A 26,371-nucleotide genomic window follows, 5' to 3' on the forward strand; every position below is an offset into this window, starting at 1 on the left:
CATTGTCAAGAAGCCAGAGTCCAAAAAGTCGTTAGACATCCTGTCCATAAACTTCCTGGACTCCGCGTCAAAAAACTAACTGGACTCCGAGTCCAAAAAGTCAATGGACTCGGAGTCCAAAAAGTCACTAGACATCACACTCCTGAACTAACGTTAGAGTTCCTCACAGGGATTTTATATACCTGGCGTACCGCGGAAGGCGCGGTCATTCAACTCACGGCGGGCCTGCTCGAGGGCGATGAGGTCCGCAAATAAGGAGTTATAGCCGGCCTCATCATCGGTTGGTCTCATTCGTCCTAATTGGGCTTTAAGTTGCGCAATCTGATCCCCCACGACGGTCTCCTGCAGCCGAGAGAGCACGGAATCCGCATACTTTTCTGCGCCCACGTCCGTGGGCAGTATGGCTTCTACTGCCAGTTCAGATACGAAATTTCTTCCCGTGAGATCCTGCATTTCCCCGGCGACGGCGGCAATCCAGTCCACCCCCGACATGGTGGCGCCGTTTTCTGCGCCACCCACGGCGGAAATCGCCTGCCGGACGATGCGGTAGGCGTCGTTGGAATAGGCATCGGCAGTAATGCCATCAAAGTACGAGCCAACGACCTCTGGCGTCTGTAAGGCCAATTTCAGTGCCTCCCGCTGCGGCCACAGATGAGTTTCCTTTGGACTTGGCGGATGGATCATAGGCACGTCTTGCTGCGCCGATTGCTGCTGGGCATTATCAAAACGGCGGATCGTCGGCTTATCCGCCTGCTTCGGCTTCTTTGCCTCCGCGCGCACTTGGCGCAGCACCTCTTCCGGATCGTTCCAGCCCACCCAACCGGCAAGGCGGCGAGCATATTCGCGCTGCAAAGGCTGGTCCCGGATTTGCGCGACGATGGGCACTGTCCGTCGCAAAGCCTGCAACCGGCCCTCAGCAGTATCGATCCGAAACTTAGCAATTACTGACTGAATGACGAACTCGAACATGGGGATCCGGTCTGCCACCAGATCGCGCACCGCAACATCGCCTTTTTCCAAACGCAGATCGCACGGGTCCATGCCGTCTGGGGCCACGGAGACAAAGGATTGACCGGTAAATTTTTGCTCGCCGTCAAAAGCACGCATCGCAGCCTTCTGCCCCGCCTCATCGCCGTCGAAAGTGTAGATAAGCTCGCCGTGGAAGTAGGAATCATCCAGCATGAGTCGGCGCAGTACCTGCAGGTGCTCGCCCCCGAAGGCTGTACCGCACGAGGCCACGGCAGTCTTAATGCCCGCCGCATACATGGCCATCACATCCGTATAACCCTCCACCACCACGGCTTGGTGTCTTTCTGCAATATTGCGCTTAGCCAAATCCAGCCCAAAGAGCACTTTGGACTTGTGATAAAGCATGGTCTCGGGCGTATTCATGTATTTGCCCAGCTTGTCATCCTCAAAGAGCTTGCGCGCACCAAATCCAATGACGTTGCCGGAAAGATCCTTGATAGGCCATAACAACCGGCGGTGAAAACGGTCGATGGGACCGCGTTGGCCCATCTTGGAAATGCCAGCTGCCTCTAGCTCTTCAAAGGAAAATCCCATGCGCAATAGATGTTTCGTAGCGGTATCCCAACCTTCGGGGGCATAACCGCACTCGAAATCATAAATAACCTCGCGGCTAAACCCACGATCCAGCAGAAAATTCCGCGCCGTGGCCGCTTCTGGGGTTTCCAGCTGCTTCCGGTAAAACTCATGCACCGCTTTGTTCGCCGCAATTAAACGCTGCCTAGTACCCGGTTTCTCATTGCGGGCACCAGTCGAGCCGCCCTGATAGCTAATGTGGTAGCCGATCTTCTGTGCCACGGCTTCAACGGCCTCCGGAAACGAAACCTGTTCCATCTCCATCAGGAAGCTAAATACATCGCCGCCCTTACCGGTGGAAAAGCAATGATAGTAACCGCGCTGCGGCCGAACGTGGAAAGAAGGCGTCTTTTCATCTTTGAAGGGGCTTAAGCCCTTCAAAGAATCGTGCCCGGCAGGTTTGAGCTGAACATAGTCGCCCACGATTTCTTCTAAGGGCGCGCGTTCACGGATAGCTTGGATATCACTGTCCGGAATTCTGCCCTTTGCCATGGCTACAGACTACCCCGCCCGTTAATTGAATGATCAAACGCCAGAGCCAGTATCGTGGTACTAGTTTTTGCGACTTAGCAGGTACACAGAATCACCGGGTTTTATCCAGAAGTGGGACAGACTTTTGCCCGGGTATTCCCATCCCGTGACGGGGCAATTTTGGATATCGGCATTGACATGGTGGGCGTTTATGTTTGCGAGACGTTTCCTGTAAAAATGGGGAATATGTCCAAGTCCAAAGCGTCTAAGAAATCGCTTCCAGTAGCCCTGGGTGGACTCGCCATCGTCGCAGCCGCTAGTTATCTCGGTTTCGACCTCAGCGGTAACGAGGAATCAAGCTCCTCGGATGAAACCTGCGCAATATCCTCCCTTCCCAGCGAGGCCGAAGAAACCGCAGCAGATATTCTGGCCGGCGGCCCTTATAACTACCCCAACAATGACAATTCCCATTTTGGCAATTATGAAGGCGTCCTCCCTCAGCAGGCGCAGGACTACTACCGCGAGTACACGGTGGAAACCCCGGGCAGCAATCATCGCGGTTCGAGGCGCATCGTCACTGGCGGGGGTACCGAAACCGACCCCGATGTGTGGTACTACACCGACGACCATTACCAAACGTTCTGTTCTATCCCGGACGCAGAGGATTAATCCTGCAACGCATTTTAATTACGAAACCCATCCGTACCCCCTACGGATTTCTCTAATGCCTTAGCACGCACCCATGGTTGCGTGGATTACGGTCCGCGCAACCTAAAAGAACTAGCCAACTTACTGCGCGAGAATGAAGCATCCACCATCGCCGCCGTAGTAAACGCTAAAGGGGTTAGGCCAGCGCGCTAATGGATATTCCGCAGATACTGAAGTTCTGCGGATGCTGACCTTATGAGGATGTTTTAGGTCCTCTGCAATAACTGAGCACTGCGCGCCCTCAGTTATCACTTTTTCGCTTCAAAAGTAGCAGCGGAGGTTGCACTTTTGACGAAAGAGCACACCCTAGGCCCTCCAAAGGTGCCCCACGAACCGTATAGCTACTAGTCCAAGAACCCCGAAAGGTCAACACTCCGCCGAGCAAGCCGTTCGAGGCGGGATTCGGTCATGGAAGCGATCTGATCAATGATGGCGCGATCGCGGGCAGCATCGGTATCGGCCTGCTCCCACCACAGACGGAAGGTGGCATCGAGCGAACCGGGCGCCCCGGCAACGAGGTAGTCGTAGACGCGGTAGATGCGCTCGCGCTGGCGGTCCTGGCGTGCTAGGTGCGCTGGTTCATCCATTACGTAGAGCACAGCGATAGTCTTTAAAAGCTTGACCTCTGCTTGCACCAAGGGCGGAACGCGCAGTTCACCGTGCATACGGCCGAATGTGTTGGCGCTGATCAGCGCAGAATTCGCCTCCGTGGTGGCACCGATGGTGGCGCCCACATAACGACCAACCAGCTCAGACGTCATCTTTTTCAGATTCGCATAATCGCGCAGGGTGTATTTGAAATTGCCCAGAGCATTGATGACATCAAGGGTGCGCAGGCTATCCGCAGCTTCCAAGAGCTCATCGGCGGTTCCACCAAAGGCCTCGGCTCCTTTTTCTGCAAGATGGGCCAGCTCAACCAAGTCCCACAATACGTTCAAGGAAATGCGCTGGGAGATGATGCCGTCTTCAACGTCGTGCACGGAATAGGCAATATCATCGGACCAGTCCATGACCTGGGCTTCGATGCACTTACTCTTCTCGCTGTGGCCTTCGCGCAGCCACGCTAATATGTCCGCGTCCTCATCATAGGCGCCGTATTTACGGTTGATGGTCCCATCCGGATTAGTCCTAGTCCAGGGATATTTACACGCCCCATCGAGCGCGGCACGCGTGAGGTTGAGGCCAAAGCTGTAGGCGGTGCCATCGGCATCCTCGACCAGGACTTTGGGTTCCAGACGGGTGAGGATGCGCAGCGTTTGGGCGTTGCCCTCGAAACCGCCTTGTGCGACCTCATTGAGCGCATTTTCACCGTTATGTCCATAGGGCGGGTGGCCAATATCGTGGGTGAGTCCGGCCATGTCACAGAGATCCGGATCAAGACCAAGACCTGCACCGATACCGCGCGCAATCTGACCGACCTCGAGCGAGTGGGTAAGGCGGGTACGCGGGGTATCACCATCGCGCGGGCCTACGACCTGGGTTTTATCCGCTAATCGCCGCAACGCAGCCGAGTGCAAGACGCGGGCGCGGTCACGGGAAAATACCCCCCGGTGTTTTTCGATATCGCAAATCGTGGATCCCTTGGGCCGTTCTTCGGCCCGCCGGGCAAAATCAGCTGCAACATAAGAATAAGACACGGCATTTAAGTCTATTCCCCCAGCATACAGTCTGGGTCTTTATTTTGTATTGTTTCGTGCCGCAGCTTTTGGTTCGGTCGCAGTATCCGCTCCACGCGATACAGCCGCTTCTTCCAGGCTCGCGCGCAACGAAGAGACACGATGCTGGATAAGCCGATAAAAAACAGCCCACCGCATTCGTGCGCGAGATAGCGCCACCACGGCTTAGACAATCGCCGGGCGGGGTAATAGGGCGTACCAGAAACCGAGGCTTTTAGCCCTTCCTGCCGGGCGATGATCCAGGTCCGCAACCTATGCAAGGGATCGGTGACGATGATGGCATCACCAAGGGCATTGGCATCCATAACCGCAGCTAAGGACTCACGCGTATCGAGGCCTTTCTCCACGGCGGATACCTTAAGCTCCGGGAAGTGCTCGCGCAGGTAATCGCGGGCTACCCCTGCCTCGGTGAACCGATCCCCGGGCAGCCGACCGCCCACGGTAATCACTGGCAGACCACAAGAGGTCGCCAGCTCCCCGGCATGGCGCAGGCGCCCGGCAAGAATGCGGGAGGGGCGGCCATCGTATTGCGCGGCACCTAAAACAACAACGTATTTCACAATGCATCCCAGCCTACCGCCTGCAAAGGAGGTTCTCCGGATAGGGCGTTCGGGCAGGTAGGGTTGTAGGCATGAATCTTAGTGCACAGATCGGCCGCGCTACCATCGCGGCATTTATGCTCGGCTGCACCTCCATTGGCGCAGGCCAGGCCCTAGCTGCAGAGACCACATCACTTAGCCAAGCTGCGGATACAGCGCCGGTGACAGATAGGGTAACTGATGAGGCAGGTGTGCTGAGCGCCGGAGAGATTAGGGAGATCAATGAGAAGATTACCCAGCTGCAAAGAGATGAGTCGCTCATTATCTTCGTTGTCTTCGCAAACGATCTTGGCACGGACCCAGAAAGCTATGCGCGGAACATCGTCAACGAAAAAGGCCCGAATTCCGCAGCCTATGTCGTCGGTGTCAAGGAACGCCAGGTGGGCGTACAGACCGGCGAACAGTGGCCCGAGGGCCGCCTGGATCAGATGTACGATGCCGCCTACAGCAAGCTATCCGCCGAGGAATACGGTGCTTCCGCGATAGCGCTTGCTGATGCCGCCCTTGGCACCTCCAGCTCCTCCGACTCTTCCGGCATGGCCTGGCTGGGCGGTGGCGCCGCCGCCATCGTCGCTTCAGGCGGCGGCATCTGGTACTACTCGCGCCGCAATACGAAGAAGAACCAGGCTCAGACTTTAGAATCCGCCCGCGAGATTGCGCCAGAGGATACCGATCAATTAAACCGTCTACCACTGGATACCCTGGATAAGTTGGCCCAAGAGGAATTGGTATCCACGGATGAATCCATTCGCCGCGGCAAAGAAGAACTCAACATCGCCCTGTCCGAGTTCGGGCCGGAGCGCACCCGCCCGTTTACTAAGGCGATGAATCATTCCACCGCTACTCTGCAAAAAGCCTTCCGGATTCGCCAGCGCCTCGATGATGCGGTGCCAGAATCCCAAGCAGAACGCCGGCAGATGCTGGTAGAAATCGTCTCCACCTGCGGCCAGGCCGATGACGCTTTAGATAGCCAGGCAGAAGAGTTTGCCCAGATGCGAGATCTACTGTTGCAGAGTGACTCTAAGTTGGACGAGCTCACCCAGCGCACCGTCGGGCTGCGAACCCGCCTGCCGGGAGCCGGAGAAATCCTTAAGAAACTCCAAGAGGCCTATTCCGCAGAGGTCCTATCCTCTATTGCTGATAACCCAGAATTGGCGAGCTTCTCCCTCGATGAGGCGGAACAGCTCCTGGACCAAGCCCGCGAGGTGCGGGGCCAGCCCGCCGGAAAACAGGGGCCGCTCGTGGGTCTTATCCGCGATATTGAACACGCCACGGAGGTCACCGATAGGCTCCTTACCGGTGTAGAGCACGCGAAGGAGAATATTTCCGCCGCTCGCCGCAATTTAGGCGCGCTCATCACCGAGGTCGAGGGCGAAATCGAGGAAGCCCGCGAGCTGGAGCGCCAAGGAAAATCCCAGGGAACCCAGGCGGATTGGGAGGCACTCGAGGATCTACTGCAGCGCGCCTCTGCTGCGACAACCAACGCCAAGGAGCAAGGCGATACGGATCCCTTGGGCCAATACACCGCGCTCATGAGCATCGATACCGAGCTCGATGAACGCCTCGACCGCGTGCGGGAAAAGACCTCCCACCACGCGCGCCAGCTCGAGCTCTTTGACCAGCAAATGTCGGTGGCGGAATCCAATATTCAGGCCGCCGAGGATCTCATTTCCTCCCGCGGGCGCATCGTCGGTTCCGGTGCGCGCACCGCGCTTGCCGATGCCAAACGGCTCCACGCCCAAGCCCTGCACATCCAGCGCAGTGACATCCGGGGCGCATTGCAATCATCCCGCGCAGCCGTTGCGGCAGCGCAAGCCGCCTTACAGCGGGCCCAGGATGATTACGATGAGTACCGCCGCCAGCAACAACGCCAGCAAACGAGTTCCACGGCCGGAAATATCGTTACCGGTATGGTCTTAGGCCAAATCCTCGGCGGCGGTGGCCGTGGCTTCGGGGGTGGTTTCAGCGGAGGCGGCAGCTTCGGCGGCGGAGGATTCTCTGGCGGCGGTGGCGGAGGAGGTTTCCGGGGCGGTTCCTTCTAAGGGAGGCTCATTCCACATCCTCGGCTAGAGGGCCTGCTTGGTCGCGCTTAGCCGCGTACGATACGCGGTGCGGCATCAACAAGCAGGCAGCTGTAGCTCAGCACCACCGCATCCGCGTGCGGAAGCGTGCACCCCTCGCCGTTAGCGGCCGATATCTCCAGCCCCCTGCCCCGCGGAGTAACACGCGCAACTTCGCTGCCCAGCGGGCTACTGTCTTGTCCGCCAAGGGCCATTATCCGGCGCTGCTTGCCAAAGATCGCGCAGCGTTCTAAAAGGTAGCGGGCATCCCCGCAGGTAGCACGCAAGCGCGCGACGGTCAAACCTACCTGCGAGACTTCAACACGCGGCGCGGCGCCGGAATCCGTACTGCGGCTGACACGGGGTCGCGCCCGCAGGAAAAAGCGGCAGGAGGTGTTTGTACCGTCTAGCGACGTCTCCACGTCGAATACCGTATCGGGGCGTGCGTGCTCCCCGGACAGCGTGCCAGTAATGGTCAGTACCCCGTCGCGTACCCAAGCTAAATCGGTGCCGCGTGCATCGCGCAGGGTACTACCGTTCCACTGCCACGGCATCATTGCCCCCATTAGAGAATGAACACCGCCAGCAGGGCGACGATGGATGCCAGTACCAACGTGATGATCCATACCCAGGCGGAATTTTTGGTGTTCTTTTCCAAAATCGCGCGGGTGAACCAACTTAAACCGACGATCTCGGCGGTACTCAAACCTTTAGCATCGTCCTCGAATTCCAGAATGGCCTTACGAACGCCAGAATTCTTGGCGGAAAACTGCGCGACCTTATTGCCATCGACGTCATCGATGATCCAATCGCCACTATTTTCGTTGACGTAATGAAAAGTGCGGCCATTGAGCGATGCCTCCAGGCGCTTGTCCCGGCCGAGGCGGCCGGCAAGCCGGTAAACGGAGCCATCATCAAGCGTGGCCGAAGCGCCCAAATCGCTGACCTCGACCCGCCATGAATTTCCATCTACCTCGGCGGAATGCCCCGCAAAGACACCCAAGCGCTCCGGGCCTTCCTCAACGAGGAGGACGGGCTTTCCTCGGTCAGAGCGATCCCAGCTGGTGTAGTGCATCTGCTTAGCATCCAATCAGGCGCGCGGCGAGGTAGGATTCAAGATCGTCAATCTTTACGCGCTCTTGTTCCATCGTGTCGCGCTCGCGCACGGTCACGGCGTTATCCTCAAGCGAATCGAAATCGAAGGTGACACAGAATGGGGTACCAACTTCATCCTGGCGGCGGTAGCGACGACCGATGGCACCGGAGACGTCAAAGTCCACGTTCCAATAGGCACGCAGCTTATCCGCCAGCTCGCGGGCCGGAGTGGATAGCTCCTCTTTCTTTGACAACGGCAGGACAGCAACCTTGATGGGTGCCAAACGGCGATCCAAGCGCAGGACCACGCGCTTATCGGTTCCGCCCTTAGCGTTCGGTGCCTCTTCTTCGTCGTAAGCATCTACCAGGAAGGCCATCATGGAACGACCAAGGCCAGCGGCCGGTTCGATAACGTAAGGAATCCAGCGCTCGTCATTGGCCTGGTCATAGTAGGACAGGTCCTCTCCGGAGCCCTTGTCGTGGACGGACAGGTCATAGTCGGTGCGATTAGCCACGCCTTCCAGCTCGCCCCACTTGGAGCCCTTGAAGCCGAAGGCGTACTCCACATCCACCGTGCGCTTGGAGTAGTGCGACAGCTTTTCCTTTGGGTGCTCGTACAGGCGCAGGTTTTCTTCCTTGATGCCTAAGTCGATATACCACTTGTAACGGTCATCGATCCAGTATTGGTGCCACTCTTCGTCCTCGCCTGGTTTGACGAAGAACTCCATCTCCATCTGCTCAAACTCGCGAGTACGAAATATAAAGTTACCCGGGGTGATCTCGTTGCGGAAGGACTTACCAATATTGGCGATACCGAAAGGCGGCTTCATGCGCGATGAAGTCATCACGTTCTTGAAGTTGATGAAGATGCCCTGTGCAGTCTCGGGGCGCAAATAGTGTAGCCCTTGCTCGTCATCAACCGGGCCCAAAAACGTCTTTAGCAAGCCAGAGAAAGCTTTCGGCTCGGTCCAGTCACCCGGCTGTCCGGTTTCCGGATCATTAATATCCGCCAGGCCATTTTCTGGCTCGTGTCCATGCTTTTCCTCGTAGGCCTCGATCAGGTGATCGGCGCGGTAGCGCTTACCGGTGTGGCGGGATTCCACCAGGGGATCAGTAAAGACCTCCACGTGGCCGGAGGAGACCCACACCTGGCGCGGTTGGATGATGGAAGTATCCACACCCACGACATCGGGGCGGGACTGGACCATGTGGCGCCACCATTGGCGCTTGATGTTTTCTTTCAACTCAACGCCGAGAGGACCATAGTCCCATGCGGAGCGAGAACCGCCGTAAATCTCACCCGCCTGGTAGACCAAGCCGCGGCGTTTACACAGATTAACAACGGTATCAATAAGGGATGCCATGGTTGTAAAGGACTCCTCTGGTAGGGGACAGTCGTGACAATCCCGTCCAGTCTAACCCGTAACCCCTGCCGGTAGTGGGATGAGGGGTGTACATTTAAATCGGTTGCTGTACAGGTAATCGCCAACTTCAGGTAATATAATCCTGGTCGACAGATAATAGATACCGCATTAAAGGTTCCCGACCCCTATGACGACCGTTCATTTAGCATTTAATATCTCCGCGGCTGCGAGCATAATCGCGGCCCTAGATTCACCCCTGCGTATTTCCATCATTACCCGTTTAGCGGAACGCGACCACTACGTACACGAGTTGGTAAAAGCCACCGGCAAATCCCAACCGCTGATTAGCCAGCACTTGCGAGTTCTTAAACAGGTCGGGATTGTCAGCTCTGAGCGCAATGGGCGCGAAGTAACTTATTCCTTGGTGGCGCCGGAAGTTTTAAACCTTTTGGAAGACGCCGCCAAGATCACCTCTTAACAATTGACCTGCATATAAAGGCGATCCACCGTAGCACTTGTTGAAAAGGGGTTGATAATATGAATGACATGTCCATTCATGAGAGTATCCCTAAGCTCGGATCGCGCAATACGAAGCAGCGCACCGCGGTTGTCGAGGTCCTGCGGGAAATCGACAAATTTTCCTCCGCCAAGGAAATATATCGTCGGCTCCAGGAACGGCAAGAAAAGGTCGGTCTCACCACTGTGTACCGCACCCTACAATCTCTGTGCGATATTGATGCTGTAGATGCGCTGCACATGCCCAATGGTGAGACCCTCTATCGCCATTGCGAAACCGACGCGCACCATCACCACTTGGTATGCACCAAATGCGGCCGCACCGAGGAAATCGATGGTGGCCCAATTGAAAAATGGGCTTCAGCTGTAGCCTCCGAGTACAATTTCGAACTCACCGGCCACGATGCGGAGATTTTCGGCGTGTGCTCTCAGTGCTCTGGCACACAGTAGTCTCGCGCGTTTTCGATCGCTCCTACTCCCCTACTTGACAGCTCCGAAGCGGCGATCGCGGCGAGCATACTCCTCAATGGCAGCGAAGAGATCTTCTGGGGTGAAATCAGGAAAAAGCTTGTCTTGATAAATCATCTCTGCGTAAGCGGATTGCCACAACAAGAAATTCGAGGTTCGTTTTTCGCCAGAAGGCCGCAAGAATAGGTCCACATCCGGCATGCCGGGATCATAGAGATGCTCGGCAATGGTGCTTTCTTTGATATCTCGCGGGCTAATATCACCAGCTGCGACCTTTTCCGCAATCTGGCGCACGCCATCTACCATTTCCGCCCGGCCACCGTAATTGACGCACATAGCCAGCGTCATTTTCGTATTATTTTTAGTCAATTCTTCGGCGGCCTCGAGCTCTTTAATTACCGAGCGCCACAGGCGCGGGCGCCGTCCCACCCACACCACGCGCACACCGCGTTCATGGAGCCACCCACGTTGACGGCGCAGCACATCGCGATTAAAACCCATCAAGAAGCGCACCTCTTCCGGGCTGCGCCGCCAGTTTTCTGTAGAGAACGCATATGCCGAAAGGTATGAGACACCGGCGGCGAGACAGGCATCGACAACCTCGAGAAGCACTGCTTCTCCCCTGCGGTGCCCTTCCGTGCGTTTCATGCCCTTTTCCTGCGCCCAGCGGCCGTTGCCGTCCATCACCAACGCGATATGGCGCGGCTTTAGCTCTGCCGGGATATTCGGCGGGGTCAGGCGACGAGAAGGATCTGGGGTAATCACGGCCTACAGTTTACTGCTCCATCACTCGTAATGCGGACACATGTCGCTCCATATGCCACTGCAAATGCGCCCGAGCTAGCCGATGCCCCTCCTGCCGCTGCACATTCGTCGGATTCGTCGGGTAACCATGTGCCAAAAGCCACAGATGGTGCAAAGTTTCCGGATCCACCTCAGCAGCACCTGGCGGTCGGCACTCATGGCAGGCGGCGCCTCCGACGGCCGGGTGAAAGGCGTGGTGTGGGCCGGGGCGCTGGCACTGGGCGCAATCAAAAAGGCTGGGCGCCCACCCGGCATGCCGCATGGCCTGCAAGAGGAATGCATCGAGGGTCTGTGTCGGCTCCTCGGTTTGCAACTGCTCAAGCGTAGCCACCACCGCGTTGTAGAGATAAGGATCACCGTCGCCATCCGCATAGATGAGCCGCTCGGTCGATTCCAAGACCGCGCAGGCGGCCGTATAGCGCTCGTATTCTTCAATAAGGCGTGCCCCAAAATAATCCACCGTATCCGCCTGAGAAATCGTGGCCAGGTTCTTTCCCACGTACAGCTGCACATCCAGATTGACGAACAGCTGCAACCTCGATCCAAAGCGGGATTTTGCTCGACGCACGCCCTTAGCCACCGCACGCACCAACCCATGGTGCTGGGTCAGAAGTACGATAACGCGGTCGGCTTCTCCAAAATCATAGGAGCGAATGACCACGGCGCGATCGCGATAATTTTCGCGCATGACCTTTTAGAAACCGAGCCTGCCCAGCGACTTGGCATCCGATTGCCAATTTTTCAGCACCTTGATGCGCAGGTCCAGGTACACGTTTTGGCCCAACAGCTCCATGATTTCCTTGCGGGCATTGCCCACAATCCGGCGGAAACGCAAGCCCTCTTTACCTTCGATGATACGTTTTTGTCCCTGGCGCTCCAGATACATAATGGCATGAATATCCAGGACTCCGTCACGCGTGCGAGAGGGCAGCATTTCATCGACTTGTACTGCTACCGAGTGCGGTAGCTCCGCTTTCAGGCCAGACAGTGCGGCCTCACGGATAAGCTCTTCGATACGCTTTTCTAGACCTTCATCTGTGATGTGATCATCCGGGTAGAACTTCGGGCCCTCCGGCAAGTGATCCACGATAACCTGTATCAAGTCATCCAGCTGCACTCCCTTTTTACTGGAAACCGGAATTACTACGGCCTCCGGATCTTCTCGCACTAAGAGTTCGTGCAAAGCCAGAAGTTGTGCGCCCACCTGGTCTTTGGAGGCTTTATCCAGTTTGGTCACGATGCCGATGATGGAAGTCTTCGGCGCAATCGAGCGTACATTATCTAAAATCCACCGGTCCCCCGGGCCGATCTTCTCATCAGCTGGAATGGTCAAACCGATAACGTCCACATCCGCATACGTTTCTTTGACCACTTCATTAAGCCGCTCCCCCAATAACGTGCGAGGCCGGTGCAGGCCCGGCGTATCCACTACAACAACTTGTGCGTCCTCGCGGTGGACCAAACCGCGGATGGTATGACGAGTTGTTTCCGGCTGGTCCGCAGTAATGGCAATCTTTTGGCCCACCAACGCATTAGTGAGTGTGGATTTCCCCGTATTCGGGCGTCCAACAAAGGACACGAACCCGGAGCGGTAGCCTTCTGGGGTATCCGTGTACTGCGAATAATCTAAAGAAGCAGCTTTGTCCCCGGCGGCTTCTGAACCGGCATGATCGGGATCATCTGGCAGATCCGCGAATGCCGCATCAAACTGTGCATCAATATCAGAACTCATTGCCTGCAATGATAGCCCACCGCACCAAAATCTCCGATTGTTTCACGCCACAACAAATCTGCTGGCTAAGCTCAGGTGGCGATCTTCTCCTCAGCGTATTTCTCACCGCTTTCTACAAGCACCTGACCAATACTTCTACTAGCTGAAAAATCCAACGCCCTTAGTGCTTGCCCATCGAGCAGTGTTGCACAATCCATTGCTCAAGACCCCGCCAAGAACACAGCCAAACCTGAGGTTACCCTCGTTTGGTGGACACCCTATTTGTGCGGATTTTGTGTCCGTAGGAGAGGATGTTCATTGTGAGTCAACAGCGCATGAAGTACACGCCGGAGTACCGGCGTGAAGCTTTGAGCCTGGTAATCGAGTCGCAGCGCCCGATCGCTCATGTGGCTAAGGAGATTGGCGTCGCACCAGGCCTTTTAGGCCGGTGGGTCAAACTTGAGCGTGAACGCCGAGGAGCATCAGATGGGATGAGTGAGGCTGATCTTCGTGCTGAGAATGCTCGTCTGCGCCGTGAGCTGGCAGAAGCCAAGATGGATAACGAGTTTTTGTCACAAGCGACAGCCTTCTTCGCTTTAAGGCAACGCGAGCAGAAAAGTTCGAATTGATGCAGCGAGAGAAGGCGAACTACAGCATCAAACGCATGGCACGGCTATTAAAAGTGTCTCGATCTGGATACTACACATGGGCCCATACACAGCAGAAACGACTATCCGGCGAAGATAATCGTGCAGCATTTTACAATGATGTCGACCGCAAGATTCACCAGATTTGGAAAAACTCCGATGAGGTTTATGGTGCTCCGCGGATCACCGCAGAATTAGCCGAGCGCTACCAGATTGTTCTTAACCGCAAGACTGTGGCTAAGCAGATACGGCTAATCGTCATTGAAGGGATCTCACCACGTGCCTTTGTACCGGTGACAACGATTCAATCTACGCGTAAGTCCACGCTTTTTGACCTGGTCAAGCGTGTGTTTGATGCCAGTGAGCTCAACCGAGTATGGATGTCAGATATTTATCTACCTGCGCACTGCTGAAGGATGGTTGTACTTGTGCGCGGTCCGCGATGGCCATTCCCGCAGAGTACTGGGATGGGCTATGGATAGCGTTCAAGATACATACCTGGTCCAACGGGCCCTGCGGATGGCGCATGCACTACGCGGTGGCGTTCCTGATGGGCTGGTGTTTCATGCTGACCGCGGAACCCAATTCACCAGCGAAAAACTCTGGGAAGTTTGCCGCAACCTGGGCATTGCTCAGTCCGTAGGGCGTACTGGCGTGTGCTTCGATAACGCGATGGCCGAGTCGTTCTGGTCGACGCTTAAAACTGAATTCACGACCGTAAGCGCTGGGCGACCCGGGATGCCGCACGCAAGGCCGTCGCCTACTGGATTGAAGTCGTCTACAACCGTCGGCGCCGGCACTCCGCACTCGGGATGGTCAGCCCCGTCGACTTTGAGAACCGCATTGGTCTAACGACCAGCAGAAAAGAAATAGTTGCCTAACCACTAGGTAGCTCCACTACGTGTCCACGATTTGCGGGCAACCCCAGTTGGCGATTACCCACACGCCGAAGTCAGTGTGGACGAAAAGTCTGGTCGAATAACCCCACCGAACGGCTCAATCGCGAGATCTGCCGGCGCACTGATGTTGTCGGGATCTTCTCCCACCGTGATGCTGTGATTCGCTTAGTCAGACCCGTTCCTTGCTGAGCAGCATGATGAGTGGATTCAGCAGAAACGTTACATGTTGTTGACAAGCCTAGAGCAAACCAAGGCGTTGATCACAGCCAATGTCATCGACGCCGGCACCACCACTCCGGCAGGCAAGGAGATTGTAGCCTAATGACCAACCACACCCAGGCCCGTGTGCCGGACCCGATGTTTGCTAGCAGATCACCGACAATTCGAAAGAATTCATACACCACCTACGCGGACTTGACCCCTGCACGCTATCCATAGACCAGCCTAGGACCCGGCGGGAGTGCCCGTCGCGGATAACGCACAGGTACAGCCAGCCCTCATTCGTGCGTAGATAGGTAATATCCGACATCCACACCCGGTTGAGCTGACCTTGATCACATAGACGTTTCACCAGGTCTGGAAGCGTGGACCTCCGCTTGGATTGAATCGTCGTTACGGGAACAAACGCCCTGGGTGAGATGCCCTCAATACCCATCATCCGCATGCGTTTGGCCACGGTTTTGCGATTCACATAAACCCCATCCTCGGCGAGTTCTGCAGTAATCCGCGGGGCACCGTAGACTTCGTCAGAATCTTCCCAGATGTCATGAATTTTCCTGTCTAACTGGTCGAGGAATCTCTGACGCTGATTTTCACCACGAAGCCGTACTGCTTGAGCCTTTTCCCATTTATAGTAGCCAGAACGGGAAACCTCTAATAACCTGCTCATACGTTTTATGCTGTAGTTCGCCTTGCTCTGGCTGTATTAGCTCAAATTTTTCCGATCGCGTTGCCTCAAAGCGAAGAAGGCGGTGGCTTTTGACAAGAACTCATTATCCATCTTGGCCTCAGCTAACTCACGACGCAGACGAGCGTTTTCGGCTCGAATATCGGCATCACTGCGGCCATCAGCTGAACCTTGACGTTCTCGTTCAAGCTTGACCCATTTGCCCACAAGGCCCTCGGCTACACCGATCTCCTTGAGCCACATGAGCGATTGGGCGTCCGGACTCAATGACTAGTCTGGCGGCCTCCTGCCAGTACTCTGGGGTGTATTTTTTCCTTGACGAACTCACAATGAACATCCTCTCCTACAGACACAAGATCCGTACTAATAGGGTGTCCACTAAACGAGGGTAACCTCAGCTAGCACAGTAGGTGAATGTTTTGGTCTTTTATGTATGACTAGTTAACTACTCTTAGCGGACTTAAGCCTGATAGCGATGGGGTTGCCTTATATGTCAGCCAGTAAAAGCTAAGGTAAATCTTTCATAAGTGAAACAAATATGTTGAGAGGTTCCCTGATATCCTATATTGTATACTGAACAAGGGTTTGAAGTATCATTATGACCGTCCAATAGGGGTGTTCCTTAGAAGGGTGTTTCTTAGAAAATGTTAAAAATTAATAAAGCTATTACAGCCGTAGTAGCCGCTTTCTCCTTGGGGCTCGCTAATACTTCTGTTGCGGCCGCTCAACAAGTGGGTCGTGAAGAAATGGCCCTTATTGCGACAGTTGATGACGCAGAAACCCAAGTGCTACAGCAAGGCTTTTCTGAGAGCGTTGATGTAGCACGTCCATCCATGGCAAAGACAACTAATGAAGGTGTGGTTGGATTTACAGGATTTGGTGAAATTTCGGTTTCGTTTGGAGATTCCGTTCAGCTTGAAGATGTTGCGCAGACTGAGTACGCCACAGATACTAAAGCTGGTGCAGTTGCGCGGGCATCTGGCGAGGTTGGCACGCTAATACAGGTAGAGGAAGTCGCTAAGCACGAAGACTTTGTCGAAGTGGAATGGAACATATCTATGCCAGACGGAGTGGAGACTGTTGCGTTTAATGATGGTTCTATTGGATTCCGTCTGGATTCTGGCGATGGCGTTTCTGCAATATCGGAAACCGTGATATCAGCGCCATGGGCTGTCGATGAGGGTGGTAATTTACTCGACACGTGGTATGAAATCAGCGAGGACGGTTCTTCGCTTAAGCAGGTTGTGAACACTCAAGAGGTTGAGGGCGAAATTGTTCTGGATCCACGGGTCACCTACGGGCGGGGAGTTTATTACAACTGGTACGGGGGCGAACTTCGTGCATTGAAAGCCGCCGGCACAGGTTCTCTTGCGTTAGCAGTGGGATATGGCTGTGCAAAAGTTGGTAACCTACGTCACCCTGCGATTGTGGCAATCGCAGGACTTCTTTGCCTGACCGCAGGATCTACAGTAGCTTTGCGGTCGTTAAAGACAGCCCTTGACAACCTAAGGAATATTAATGATGGGACTTGCTATCAATGGAAAGTTGGTTCTAACGAAATTAAGACGGTTTCAGCACGAGGGAATTGCAGCCCGTAAATGAAATGGTTGAAATTCTTCCTGGCGACGCTAATAATTTGGCTTTTGACTCAAATTATTATTTGGGGGTTTTCTGAAATCGTATTAGATGATAGTGGGCTTGCGCATACTATAGGATTAGAAGAAGTAGATATATGGCTTAGGATTTTGGTCTATGCGCTCTTCCCATTACCCCTAGCATTTGTACTTGCCCGTCGATTGGTTAGTGGCCCCCGCTCGGGAAAGTAAACACTGGTGGATGAACTCAGCTCGTAGACTATGGACTTAGCCGTGGGGATGGCGGTGCTCTGGAAAATTAGGTTAATTTCTGTAGCAGCTGCTATCCGCAGGGGCTTGCCGTAATGGTGAAGGTTGCCTGACATGCCTTAGTGAGGTTACCCTCGTTTAGTGGACACCCGATTAGTGCGGATTGTGTGGCCGTAAGAGAGGATATTCAGTGTGAGTCAACAACGCCAGAAATACACACCTGAGTATCGACGTGAAGCCGCGAACCTGGTAATCGAATCGCAGCGCCCCATTGCTCATGTAGCGAAAGAACTTGGTGTCGCACCTAGTCTTTTAGGCCGATGGGTAAAAAATGAGCGTCAACGCCTAAGGATCCTCCGATGGGCTAAGCGAGGCGGATCTTCGTGCGGAGAATGCTCGTCTGCGTCGTGAGCTGGCAGATGCCAAGATGGATAATGAGTTTTTGTCACAAGCGACAGTCTTCTTCGCCGCACAGCAACGCGAGCAGAAAAGTTCGAATTAATGTGGCCAGAGCAAGGCTAACTACAGCATCAAGCGTATGGCACGCTTGTTGAAGGTGTCCCGGTCTGGATACTACACATGGTCTCATATGCAGCAGCAACGCTTATCCGGAAAAGATGATCGTGCAGCGTTTTATGATGATGTTGACCGCAAGATTCATCAGATCTGGAAAGACTCCGACGAGGTCTATGGTGCCCCGCGGATTACCGCAGAGCTAGATGAGCGCTACCAGATCAGTGTGAATCGCAAGACTGTGGCCAAGCGGATGCGTCTGATGGACATTGAAGGGATTTCACCGCGTGCCTTCGTCCCAGTGACAACGATCCAAGCCAAGTGCCGTTTCGGCGTAGTTGGTAGGGGCAATCCGCATAGTTGGTCGGGGGTTTCCGGATAGGTGGTAGGGCTCTCTATTTTCGGTCATTGTATAGGTGGCGTTGGCACAACTTGTGCCGGCGCGTCATCACCTTTCATGACCTTAAGGAGGGCCTTTCATGGCCAACTTCAAAGACATCATGGCGATGTGCTTGGACGGGGGAAGCTATGCTGCCATCTCTGCGGCGTTGGGATGTTCCAACCGGGATATTGCCAAAACCAAGACACTGATTGCGGACCTGAGCATCACTAAGGAGTCGTTTGCTCAGCTGGATCCATCATTCTTCGACGAGCACTTCAGCGACCATCGCGGGGCCCGTCGCAAGCGCTACGACCAGCCAGACTTCGAAAAGCTCGCCAAGCGACTAGCCAATAACAAGCACTTGACCCGCCACAAGCTCTGGCTGGACTACGTTGCTGCACCTGTCGGTGAAGGCGAGTCGAAGTATCAGTACTCCCAGTTCTGCGAACGCCTGCGCACCCACATCCGCACCACTGGAATGACCTCGATTATCGAACACGAGCCAGGCCAGGAACTCTATGTCGACTGGGCCGGCGACAAGGTTTCCATCATTGACAAGGCCACCGGTGAAGTCGGCATGAAAGCCAGCTTATTCGTGGCCATCTGCCCCTATTCTTCACTGTTGTTTGTGACAGCAACAGCTAACGAGAAGATGGACAACTGGATTTCCTGCCATGTGAAAGCCTTAGACTACCTCGGTAAATGCCCTGGCATCATCGTTCCTGACAACGCACCGACCGCGACTTACCGGCCGGTGAAGAACAAGCCCGGCCGGCGCATTCAACAACGCTACGCGGACTTCGCCGACTACTACGACATCCTGCTCGTGCCGGCCCGACCTGGAAAACCTCGGGATAAGGCCGCTGTGGAACGCGCCGTCCAACTCGTCTACTCGCGCATCCTCGGCTACTTCGACGGGATCACCTTCTACAGTCTTGATGAACTCAATGAGGCTATCGCCCAGCGCGTCGACGACATCAACATGAATATGCCTAGGCCCGATGGGATCACCCGTAAAGAGTTGTTTGATGCTGATGTGAAGTGCCCCGGGTTTTGTTCCTAGGCATTTGCCTTGATTTCCATTATTTCTCGACTGGGGTGATGTTCCCAAAACTCGGCTTCTACTTCAGCCGGCGTGCGGTAGCCCAAGCTCTGATGGAGCCGTGATTCGTTCCACCAGTTGACCCACTCGAACGTCGCGATTTCCACGTCGACGACATCGTTCCAAGTGCGGGTATGGATCAACTCGTTCTTGTAGGAGCCGTTGACATTCTCAGCTAAAGCATTGTCGTAGGAGTCGCCAACCGTCCCAGTGGAAGCGGCAATCCCGTGCTGGGCAAGTCGCTCGTTGTAGACCACGCTGACATACTGCGACCCGTGATCCGAATGGTGAATCAAACCCGTTGTTTCCTTGGCACACACGATCGCCTGGTTCAGCGCCTGCAGCGGCAAGGCTTCGGTGCGCATCGAATACGACAGCGTCCATCCGACGATCCTCCGGGAGTACACATCGGTCACGAACGCGGTGTACACAAAGCCTTTCCTGGTGCGCACATACGTAATGTCCGCCACCCACAGCCGATTGGGACCAGGGGCCTTGAATTCACGATTTACCAAGTCAGGGCGAAGATCCGGGCCCTTGGGTTTGCGCGTTGTGATTGGTGCCCTACCTTTGCCCTTGCCGGACAGGCCAGCGCTGCGCATCAGCCGGGCTGTTTGCTCGCGGCCAATGTCAATGCCCTGGCGGCGCAGCGCGTGCCACATCTTGCGGATTCCGTAGACGCCGTAATTGTCAGCATGAATTTCACTGATGTACTCAATGAGGGCGGCGTCGCGAAGACTACGGGCACTCAGCCCACGCGCCTTGGATTGGCGGTAACCACGCGACGTGATAAAACCGCCTTCACGGTGGATGTTTAACGTCTGGCAGATGAACTCGACTGAGAAACGATTCCGATGCTCATCGATGAACCGGATCATTTCCGACGTTTTGGGTCGAGTTCCGACGCGAAAAAAGCTGAGGCAGCCTTCAATAGCTCGTTGGTATCCCGCAGTTCTTGATTCTCACGGCGTAACCGCGCATTCTCCGCAGCCAGATCCTCAGGCAAGCGTTCGACAACGCGTCCTTCACGACGAGCGGCCTGCGTCCACTGCCGGGCTGTGTGCCACGACACGCCCAGTTTCGGCGCCACTATCTTGCACGCTTCCTGCGTCGAAATATTCTCCGCCAGAATGCGATCCTCAACAAGGCGGACCACACGGTCCTTCGCATCCTGATCAAACTTCTTCGGCATGTTCGAAGATTTTCCCATCTACTCAAACGGAACAAAACCTGGGACACTTCAGTCAAGTCCGTATCACACCAAAGTAACAGACATCGTTGCAACGCCCCCTAAAATCCAAGCAGACCAACACCAGCCCGAAGGCCCCGCTCCCTCATAATGTACGAGGGGGCGGGGCCTTCAGTAGCTAAGAGAACTAGCCAGGCGCCTATTTCTTGAATTCATCCGGGAGCGGGCCAAGCTGCGGTCCGTCCGGGTAGTACTTCCAGCCATCCTTGATGCGGACATCGTCAGACCACGGCAGTTTGTACTCGCCCTTGGCTAGGTCCTCTACCCAGGTCAGGTAGTTTTCAGTCTTCCCGCCTGGGCAGCCCACGTATCCCCGATTGCCCAGGTTGAAGATATTGTTTTCTAGTCCCCAATTGATGCGCGCCTTATCAGCTAGCGCAGGGAATATCTCTGCGGTGACGATTTCGCCTGGATTACGGTGACCCTCAGAAATCATGTGGCCGTCGTAATTGCATACATTGCCTTCACCGAAGTAGTAGAAGACCTGGTCATAGCCTGCCAAGTTCACCGATGCCGTGTACATCAGATTCTGGAAGGCGTTAGTCTTGTTAGTCATCACCCACTGGTCTTGGGTCTGGGTGGAATAGCCCGAGATACGGATATAAACATTAGCTCCCTTATACGCCGCTTCGCGGGCGAGCTCGGGGAACATACCGTCGTGACAGATATTGACCGCGAGCTTGGAGCCCTTCGGTCCATCGCAAACCGGCATGCCCAAATCTCCTGGGTACCACGGCTCGATTGGGGTCCACGGCTGCAGCTTCCGGTAATGCAGCGCAAGCTCGCCCTCGGAGTTGATGATTATCGCCGTGTTAAACGGCGGCTTTCCTTCCTCGTGGTTGGGTTCCATGATAGAGAAGACGCCCCAGACGTTGTTGTCCTTACACGCCTGCTTGTACTGACCCACCTTAGGGTCATCGAGCCCAATGAGGAATTCATCGTAGGACCAGATCTTGGTGTTTAGCCCCGAAGACGAGTATTCCGGAAAGACGATGAGATCGAGGTCTGGGTAACCAGCCTTGGTCGAGGCGACCATGCGGCAGATTTCATCGACGCTTGCTTGAACGTCTTCTGGGGTGTTGACTACGGGAACTGGATATTGGATAAGGGCCATCAACAGGCCGTCGGGGGATGCGCTGATGCTTCCGGTGCTGGACAAGACGGGACTCCAATCGCGTCGTTGATTAAGTTACACCTATCACTCTATATGACGGACCTCACGTATTCACCAGAACAGCGACGTTCTTGTCTCGAATTAACGACCGCATCCCCTCTGGGGAGCAGCCTTAGAGCTCCTCCGCCTTAAATTGCATACTCGGATGAGCAAAGGCATCCTGGGCCTGAATGAGCTGCAGCTCGGTGGCTTTAGCTTCATACGTCGTGCGCAAGAGCTCGTAGACGGAAGATGCGGTACGGCACAACGCCTCTTCTACGTCATGGGTTTCAACGTAGTGGCCGGTAAATAGCGCGGCGGTAACGTCGCCAGAACCGTTGCGCTTAAACGGCAACAGCGGGGTCGAAACGAGAAGGGCCCGCTCGCCGTCGACTGCGAGCATCTCGATCAAATTCGCAGGGGTTTCCGGGCGCTTTACGGAGGTCACCAACACCGTCTTAGGCCCCATTTCCTGTGCCTTCTTCACCGCCGCCAAGGTCTGGTCCAAGGTGCTGACTTCGGTATCAGTAAGATAGCCCAGCTCGAAATGGTTCGGCGTGATGATATCAGCAACGGGGACCACCCGATCACGCAGTAGCGGCGGAATATCATCAGAGACGAAACAACCCGACTTCGCATTCCCCATCACAGGGTCGCAGGCGTACAGTGCCTCGGGGTTGACGGCTTTGATGCGGCTAACGGTATCCACGATGGCATCGGCAATATCCGTACCACCCTGATATCCGGAGAGTATCGCGTCGATACTCTCAAAAGCGCCGCGCTTTTCGATGCCATCGATTATCGATGTGACATCACTGGCGGGAATCGTTGATCCGCCCCACTCACCGTATCCGGTGTGGTTGGAGAAGTTCACCGTGTGCACGGGCCACACCTCGTGGCCAGCACGCTGAAGAGGAAAGACGGCCGCGGAATTTCCCACGTGGCCGTAAGTGACATGAGACTGGATGGAAAGGATAGTCATGGTTATCCATTGTCCTACTGCCTACGGACAGGGACAAAGAAATGGACGAAATTATTCTTAGGCTTCCTTGCCCCGTGGCTCCCCGATAGCCGGAATACCGCCGCCGGGCACTTGCTCATCGAGGCGTGCTCGCTCAGCAGCATCTGGAAATGCCTGCGGTCCCGAGGGCTTTGGCTGGTAGCTCTTCCCCCGTGCAACAAGGTCATCATACCAATCCGCCAACAGCTCATTCTGCCTGGCAAACATTTCCTTTTCTTCCGCCGCGGTAACATGATCGTAGCCCAGCAAATGCAAGCAGCCATGCACCGTCAATAGTGCAAGCTCGTGTCCGAGCGAATGCCCGGCAGCATCGGCCTGGCGGAGGGCAAATTCGGGGCACAATACGACATCGCCAAGCATGGCAGGCCCTGGATCTGCGCCGTCGGGACGCCCACCACCGGACATAGCCCCTGGGGTGAGTTCATCCATGGGAAAGCTCATCACATCGGTCGGGCCTTCCAGGTCCATCCAACGAATGTGCAAATCCTCGATGGATTTCAGATCCACGCACGTGATAGTGCATTCCGCATCAGGGTTGATGTCCATAGCGCCGAAGGCATAAGAGGCAACATCAACAAGCATTTCCTCGTTGACGCCATCAAAGCCCGACTCATTGAGAAACTCGATACTCACTTATTCCCCTCGTCATCCGCATCCTTTTTATTATCAAAAGAATCATAGGCATCCACAATGCGGCCCACCAGTTGATGGCGCACCACGTCCTGGGCGCTAAGATCTGCGAAGTAGATATCATCCACGTTATTAAGAATTCTCCGCACCACACGCAGGCCAGATACCTGGCCGCGTGGAAGGTCCACCTGCGAGATATCACCGGTGACCACGACGGTGGAACCAAAGCCCAAGCGGGTTAGAAACATTTTCATCTGCGCCGGCGTAGTGTTTTGTGCCTCGTCGAGGATGACAAAAGCATCATTGAGCGTGCGCCCGCGCATATACGCCAAGGGGGCAACCTCGATGATGCCGGCATCCATCAGCTTGGGAATCATCTCTGGATCGAGCATGTCCCGCAGCGCATCATAGAGCGGGCGCAGGTACGGGTCGATCTTGTCATTAAGCGTACCCGGCAAAAAGCCCAGGTTCTCGCCCGCTTCGACTGCCGGACGGGTAAGGATGATGCGTGAAACCTGCTTATTTTGCAGGGCCTGCACGGCCTTGGCCACCGCTAGGTAGGTCTTGCCGGAACCGGCGGGGCCAATGCCAAAGACCACCGTATTATTGTCGATGGCCTGCACATAGTAGGATTGCCCCACGGTCTTGGGTCGGATTGACTTGCCGCGGCGCTTGACGATGTCCGCCGCCATCGCCGCCGCCACCGACTGCGGCGCCTCCACGGCCACCATGTCCATGGTGTGCTTGACAGTATCAGTGGATACGCCATGTCCGCGCCTAGCTATGGCCTCAAGCTCGTCGAGGATCTTCACAGCACGGGCCACCTCGTAATCGGGACCGGTGACGGTGACAATATTGCCGCGGGCAAAAAGATCCGCATCGAGGCGGTCATTGAGCACGCGGAGGTTATCGTCCGCGCTGCCCAATACGCTGCTGACATGAGCGGAATCGATCTCACATTTCTTGGTGATGATAGGCACGTGTAATAGGCTACCAGCGCTCAGTACGCATGCCGATAGCCGCCAGGGCCACCATTGCCGCGCTGGCGGTGCGCACAACCTCCGGGCCCAATTTGATGGGAACGGCCCCGGCCTCGCGCAGGGTTGTCAGCTCTTCTTCCCCAATGCCGCCCTCGGGGCCAACCAGTAGGAAGATTTCGCTGCGCAAGTCCACCTCGCGGATGGACTCAGTCGCTTCCTCGTGCAGGACTAACACGCTCGCGGATTCTGCGCGCTCTGTTAGCTCCACAAGCAATTGGCTGGTAGTCAGCGGGCCACGGACCTGCGGGATGCGATCTCGCCGGGATTGCTTGGCGGCCGCTTCGGCCGCGGCCTGCCATTTAGCCACGGCCTTCGGTGCCTTCTTCCCGTCCCACTTGGCCACGCAGCGATCCGCCTGCCACGCAATGATCTCATCCGCCCCGGCTTGGGTGGCCAGGTCAACAGCTAGCTCGGCGCGCTCCGACTTAGGAATGGCCTGCACCACGGTGACTCGCGGATTTGGCGCGGGACTGCGGGTGACGGACACGACTGTACCGGTCAGGTGGTCCTTGCCCGAGGTCTCCATAACGGTAAGGATGAGGCGGATACCGGTGCCATCAATAAGCACCAGCTTCTCCCCCTGTTGCATCCGCTTCACCGTCACGGCGTGGCGCGCTTCGGGCCCCGACAGCGTGAGGCTATCTCCCGCCGTGGCGGCGGAAAGATCCGGGTGAATGAAGACGGGAAGCGACATTAGCGGCGGAACTTATCTCGCAGGCGGGTAAAGAAGGAGTCTTCCTGCCCGTCGCTGGCGGTGCGTACCCGGGCACCCTCATCGCGGCTATTGCGAATCTTTTCCAGCGCCTCGCGGCTCCTGCGATCCAGATCTTTGGGAACAACCACGTCCACGTGGGCAAATAGGCTCCCGTAGCCATCGGTACGCAGGCGAGGCATCCCGGCGCCTTCGACCTTGATGGACTCGCCCGGCTGAGTGCCCGGCTCGATATCGATGGTGAGTTTCTCGCCGTTGAGCTGTTCGATGGTGAAGTTAGTACCCAACGCAGCATCGATCATCGGCACGTGCACGGTAACGTTCAAATCATCCGCATTGCGCTGGAAGACCTCATGTTCTTGCGTGTGCACTTCCACGTAGAGGTCGCCGGCGGGCCCACCACCGTGGCCAACCTCGCCCTGAGATGCCATACGGATGCGCATGCCATCGTTGATGCCGGCCGGGATGGACACCGTGAGATCGCGGCGCTTTTTCACGCGGCCATCGCCCGCGCACTGATTGCAGGGATCTTCGATGATTTCGCCAAAGCCCTGGCACTTCGGGCACGGACGAGTAGTCATTACATTACCCAAAAAGCTGCGCTGCATCTCCTGAATTTCGCCCATACCATTGCAGTTACCACAGGTGATCGGCTTGGACTTAGAGTTCGATCCGGTGCCACCGCAGGAGTCACAGAGCACCGCGGTATCGACGGTGACCTTCTTTTTTAGTCCGTTATAGGCCTCCTCCAGGGTGATGCGGGTGCGCAAAAGAGCGTCGTTGCCGGGCTGCACGCGCGAATTAGGCTTGCGGGATCCGCCGCCGGCACCGCCGCCAAAGAACTCGGCGAAGATATCTCCCAAACCACCGCCGCCGAATCCGCTAAATCCGCCGGCACCAGCGCCACCGCCGCCTTGCTCCATGGGATCGCCGCCCATATCGACGATTTGACGCTTTTGCGGATCCAGCAAAACTTCTTGGGCTACCGAGGCCGCGCGAAATTTCTCCGCCGCTGCCTCATCATCCGGGTTCACATCCGGGTGATATTTACGGGCCAACTTACGGTACGCCTTTTTAATTTCCTGGTCCGTTGCGTTCTTATCTACATTGAGGATGCCGTAGTAGTCACGAGCCACTGTTAGAGGTATTCCTTACTCGATTGTCTTGTTGGTATGAACTTGCAAAAATTTACGTAGCG

Annotated in this window: 26 protein-coding genes and 4 pseudogenes; 11 read left to right on the forward strand and 19 right to left on the reverse strand. The window is 55.7% G+C overall.

Features of this window, described 5'->3' with window-relative positions:
• Positions 1-174 precede the first annotated feature (174 nt).
• A complete protein-coding gene (gene dnaG / locus D9V82_RS00005) occupies positions 175-2,094 on the reverse strand; it encodes a DNA primase (protein ID WP_121910384.1) in 1,920 nt (639 codons plus the stop codon).
• A gap of 216 nt (positions 2,095-2,310) precedes the next feature.
• Between dnaG and D9V82_RS00010 the strand changes: the two genes are divergently transcribed.
• Positions 2,311-2,742 carry a guanyl-specific ribonuclease gene (locus D9V82_RS00010; protein ID WP_183122524.1) on the forward strand — a complete coding sequence of 144 codons (432 nt, stop codon included), beginning with the start codon at positions 2,311-2,313 and terminating at the stop codon, positions 2,740-2,742.
• Between the two features lie 383 nt (positions 2,743-3,125).
• Here D9V82_RS00010 and D9V82_RS00020 read toward each other — a convergent pair whose 3' ends face one another.
• Complete coding sequence (locus D9V82_RS00020; protein WP_121910385.1) at positions 3,126-4,418, reverse strand: deoxyguanosinetriphosphate triphosphohydrolase; 1,293 nt, start codon at positions 4,416-4,418, stop codon at positions 3,126-3,128.
• An 11-nt stretch (positions 4,419-4,429) separates the two neighbouring features.
• Entirely contained in the window at positions 4,430-5,017 is a 588-nt protein-coding gene (locus tag D9V82_RS00025; RefSeq protein WP_238995882.1) for a YdcF family protein, read from the reverse strand.
• A gap of 71 nt (positions 5,018-5,088) precedes the next feature.
• On the opposite strand from D9V82_RS00025, the gene D9V82_RS00030 reads away from it, so the two are divergent.
• Positions 5,089-7,098, forward strand: a complete 2,010-nt coding sequence (locus tag D9V82_RS00030) for a TPM domain-containing protein (protein WP_121910387.1) — start codon at positions 5,089-5,091, stop codon at positions 7,096-7,098.
• A 47-nt stretch (positions 7,099-7,145) separates the two neighbouring features.
• Here the strand turns inward: D9V82_RS00030 and D9V82_RS00035 are convergent, their stop codons facing one another.
• Genes D9V82_RS00035 through D9V82_RS00045 form a run of 3 tightly spaced genes read right to left on the reverse strand, consistent with a single transcriptional unit; the run spans position 7,146 to position 9,575 of the window.
• On the reverse strand, positions 7,146-7,673 hold the full coding sequence (locus D9V82_RS00035) for a hypothetical protein (protein WP_121910388.1): 528 nt from the start codon (positions 7,671-7,673) through the stop codon (positions 7,146-7,148).
• An 8-nt stretch (positions 7,674-7,681) separates the two neighbouring features.
• A complete protein-coding gene (locus D9V82_RS00040; protein ID WP_121910389.1) occupies positions 7,682-8,191 on the reverse strand; it encodes a hypothetical protein in 510 nt (169 codons plus the stop codon).
• Positions 8,192-8,195: 4 nt separating this feature from the next.
• Entirely contained in the window at positions 8,196-9,575 is a 1,380-nt protein-coding gene (locus D9V82_RS00045; RefSeq protein WP_121910390.1) for a glycine--tRNA ligase, read from the reverse strand.
• Positions 9,576-9,762: 187 nt separating this feature from the next.
• Here D9V82_RS00045 and D9V82_RS00050 point away from each other — a divergent pair, with 187 nt between their 5' ends.
• Complete coding sequence (locus D9V82_RS00050; protein WP_121910391.1) at positions 9,763-10,053, forward strand: ArsR/SmtB family transcription factor; 291 nt, start codon at positions 9,763-9,765, stop codon at positions 10,051-10,053.
• Between the two features lie 68 nt (positions 10,054-10,121).
• On the forward strand, positions 10,122-10,541 hold the full coding sequence (locus D9V82_RS00055) for a Fur family transcriptional regulator (RefSeq protein WP_121910667.1): 420 nt from the start codon (positions 10,122-10,124) through the stop codon (positions 10,539-10,541).
• 30 nt (positions 10,542-10,571) lie between these two features.
• Here D9V82_RS00055 and D9V82_RS00060 read toward each other — a convergent pair whose 3' ends face one another.
• The 3 genes from D9V82_RS00060 to era are packed head-to-tail and all read right to left on the reverse strand — an operon-like array spanning position 10,572 to position 13,095.
• Positions 10,572-11,324 (reverse strand): isoprenyl transferase, encoded by a 753-nt coding sequence (locus D9V82_RS00060; protein ID WP_121910392.1) that lies wholly within the window; start codon positions 11,322-11,324, stop codon positions 10,572-10,574.
• 10 nt (positions 11,325-11,334) lie between these two features.
• Positions 11,335-12,051 carry a DNA repair protein RecO gene (gene recO / locus D9V82_RS00065; RefSeq protein WP_121910393.1) on the reverse strand — a complete coding sequence of 239 codons (717 nt, stop codon included), beginning with the start codon at positions 12,049-12,051 and terminating at the stop codon, positions 11,335-11,337.
• A gap of 6 nt (positions 12,052-12,057) precedes the next feature.
• On the reverse strand, positions 12,058-13,095 hold the full coding sequence (era, locus tag D9V82_RS00070) for a GTPase Era (protein ID WP_121910394.1): 1,038 nt from the start codon (positions 13,093-13,095) through the stop codon (positions 12,058-12,060).
• A 290-nt stretch (positions 13,096-13,385) separates the two neighbouring features.
• On the opposite strand from era, the pseudogene D9V82_RS00075 reads away from it, so the two are divergent.
• Positions 13,386-14,602: pseudogene (locus D9V82_RS00075) on the forward strand (IS3 family transposase).
• 47 nt (positions 14,603-14,649) lie between these two features.
• Positions 14,650-14,942 (forward strand): annotated as a pseudogene (locus tag D9V82_RS00080) (transposase); the annotation flags it as partial.
• Positions 14,943-15,053: 111 nt separating this feature from the next.
• Here the strand turns inward: D9V82_RS00080 and D9V82_RS13040 are convergent.
• The 3 genes and pseudogenes from D9V82_RS13040 to D9V82_RS00090 form a co-directional block, all read right to left on the reverse strand.
• Positions 15,054-15,155: pseudogene (locus D9V82_RS13040) on the reverse strand (DDE-type integrase/transposase/recombinase); the annotation flags it as partial.
• A 102-nt stretch (positions 15,156-15,257) separates the two neighbouring features.
• Positions 15,258-15,509: pseudogene (locus D9V82_RS13045) on the reverse strand (IS3 family transposase); the annotation flags it as partial.
• Positions 15,510-15,545: 36 nt separating this feature from the next.
• Complete coding sequence (locus D9V82_RS00090; protein ID WP_239088634.1) at positions 15,546-15,794, reverse strand: hypothetical protein; 249 nt, start codon at positions 15,792-15,794, stop codon at positions 15,546-15,548.
• Between the two features lie 377 nt (positions 15,795-16,171).
• Here D9V82_RS00090 and D9V82_RS00095 point away from each other — a divergent pair, with 377 nt between their 5' ends.
• The 5 genes from D9V82_RS00095 to istA all read left to right on the forward strand — a co-directional run bounded on the left by D9V82_RS00095 (position 16,172) and on the right by istA (position 19,329).
• The gene (locus tag D9V82_RS00095) at positions 16,172-17,125 is read left to right on the forward strand and encodes a hypothetical protein (RefSeq protein WP_121910396.1); all 954 of its coding nucleotides are present in this window, start codon (positions 16,172-16,174) and stop codon (positions 17,123-17,125) included.
• Positions 17,126-17,353 (forward strand): hypothetical protein, encoded by a 228-nt coding sequence (locus D9V82_RS00100; protein WP_121910397.1) that lies wholly within the window; start codon positions 17,126-17,128, stop codon positions 17,351-17,353. It abuts the gene before it with no gap.
• Positions 17,354-17,563: 210 nt separating this feature from the next.
• Complete coding sequence (locus D9V82_RS13050; protein ID WP_375231832.1) at positions 17,564-17,782, forward strand: transposase; 219 nt, start codon at positions 17,564-17,566, stop codon at positions 17,780-17,782.
• 178 nt (positions 17,783-17,960) lie between these two features.
• Positions 17,961-18,266, forward strand: coding sequence for a helix-turn-helix domain-containing protein (locus tag D9V82_RS00110; RefSeq protein ID WP_167449696.1), 306 nt, complete (start codon positions 17,961-17,963; stop codon positions 18,264-18,266).
• Positions 18,267-18,363: 97 nt separating this feature from the next.
• Positions 18,364-19,329, forward strand: coding sequence for an IS21 family transposase (gene istA / locus D9V82_RS00115; protein ID WP_121910399.1), 966 nt, complete (start codon positions 18,364-18,366; stop codon positions 19,327-19,329).
• Here istA and D9V82_RS00120 read toward each other — a convergent pair.
• The 7 genes from D9V82_RS00120 to dnaJ all read right to left on the reverse strand — a co-directional run bounded on the left by D9V82_RS00120 (position 19,326) and on the right by dnaJ (position 26,309).
• Positions 19,326-20,560, reverse strand: a protein-coding gene (locus tag D9V82_RS00120; protein ID WP_183129504.1) for an IS3 family transposase whose coding sequence is annotated in 2 segments (ribosomal slippage) — positions 19,326-20,272 and positions 20,272-20,560 — 1,236 coding nt in all. Because the reading frame shifts where the segments join, the coding sequence is not laid out codon by codon here. The genes istA and D9V82_RS00120 overlap by 4 nt on opposite strands.
• 196 nt (positions 20,561-20,756) lie before the next feature.
• Positions 20,757-21,776, reverse strand: coding sequence for a formamidase (locus tag D9V82_RS00130; RefSeq protein WP_121910402.1), 1,020 nt, complete (start codon positions 21,774-21,776; stop codon positions 20,757-20,759).
• 127 nt (positions 21,777-21,903) lie between these two features.
• The gene (gene pdxY, locus D9V82_RS00135; protein ID WP_121910403.1) at positions 21,904-22,752 is read right to left on the reverse strand and encodes a pyridoxal kinase PdxY; all 849 of its coding nucleotides are present in this window, start codon (positions 22,750-22,752) and stop codon (positions 21,904-21,906) included.
• A gap of 57 nt (positions 22,753-22,809) precedes the next feature.
• On the reverse strand, positions 22,810-23,424 hold the full coding sequence (gene ybeY, locus D9V82_RS00140) for an rRNA maturation RNase YbeY (RefSeq protein WP_121910404.1): 615 nt from the start codon (positions 23,422-23,424) through the stop codon (positions 22,810-22,812).
• Positions 23,421-24,401 (reverse strand): PhoH family protein, encoded by a 981-nt coding sequence (locus D9V82_RS00145; RefSeq protein ID WP_121910405.1) that lies wholly within the window; start codon positions 24,399-24,401, stop codon positions 23,421-23,423. Before D9V82_RS00145 ends, ybeY begins: the two co-directional genes overlap by 4 nt.
• A gap of 10 nt (positions 24,402-24,411) precedes the next feature.
• Entirely contained in the window at positions 24,412-25,155 is a 744-nt protein-coding gene (locus tag D9V82_RS00150; protein ID WP_121910406.1) for a 16S rRNA (uracil(1498)-N(3))-methyltransferase, read from the reverse strand.
• Positions 25,155-26,309, reverse strand: coding sequence for a molecular chaperone DnaJ (dnaJ, locus tag D9V82_RS00155; protein ID WP_121910407.1), 1,155 nt, complete (start codon positions 26,307-26,309; stop codon positions 25,155-25,157). The genes D9V82_RS00150 and dnaJ overlap by 1 nt, the downstream gene beginning before the upstream one ends.
• Positions 26,310-26,371 lie beyond the last annotated feature (62 nt).

Source organism: Corynebacterium macginleyi (assembly GCF_003688935.1).
GTDB classification, from domain to species: Bacteria; Actinomycetota; Actinomycetes; order Mycobacteriales; family Mycobacteriaceae; genus Corynebacterium; species Corynebacterium macginleyi.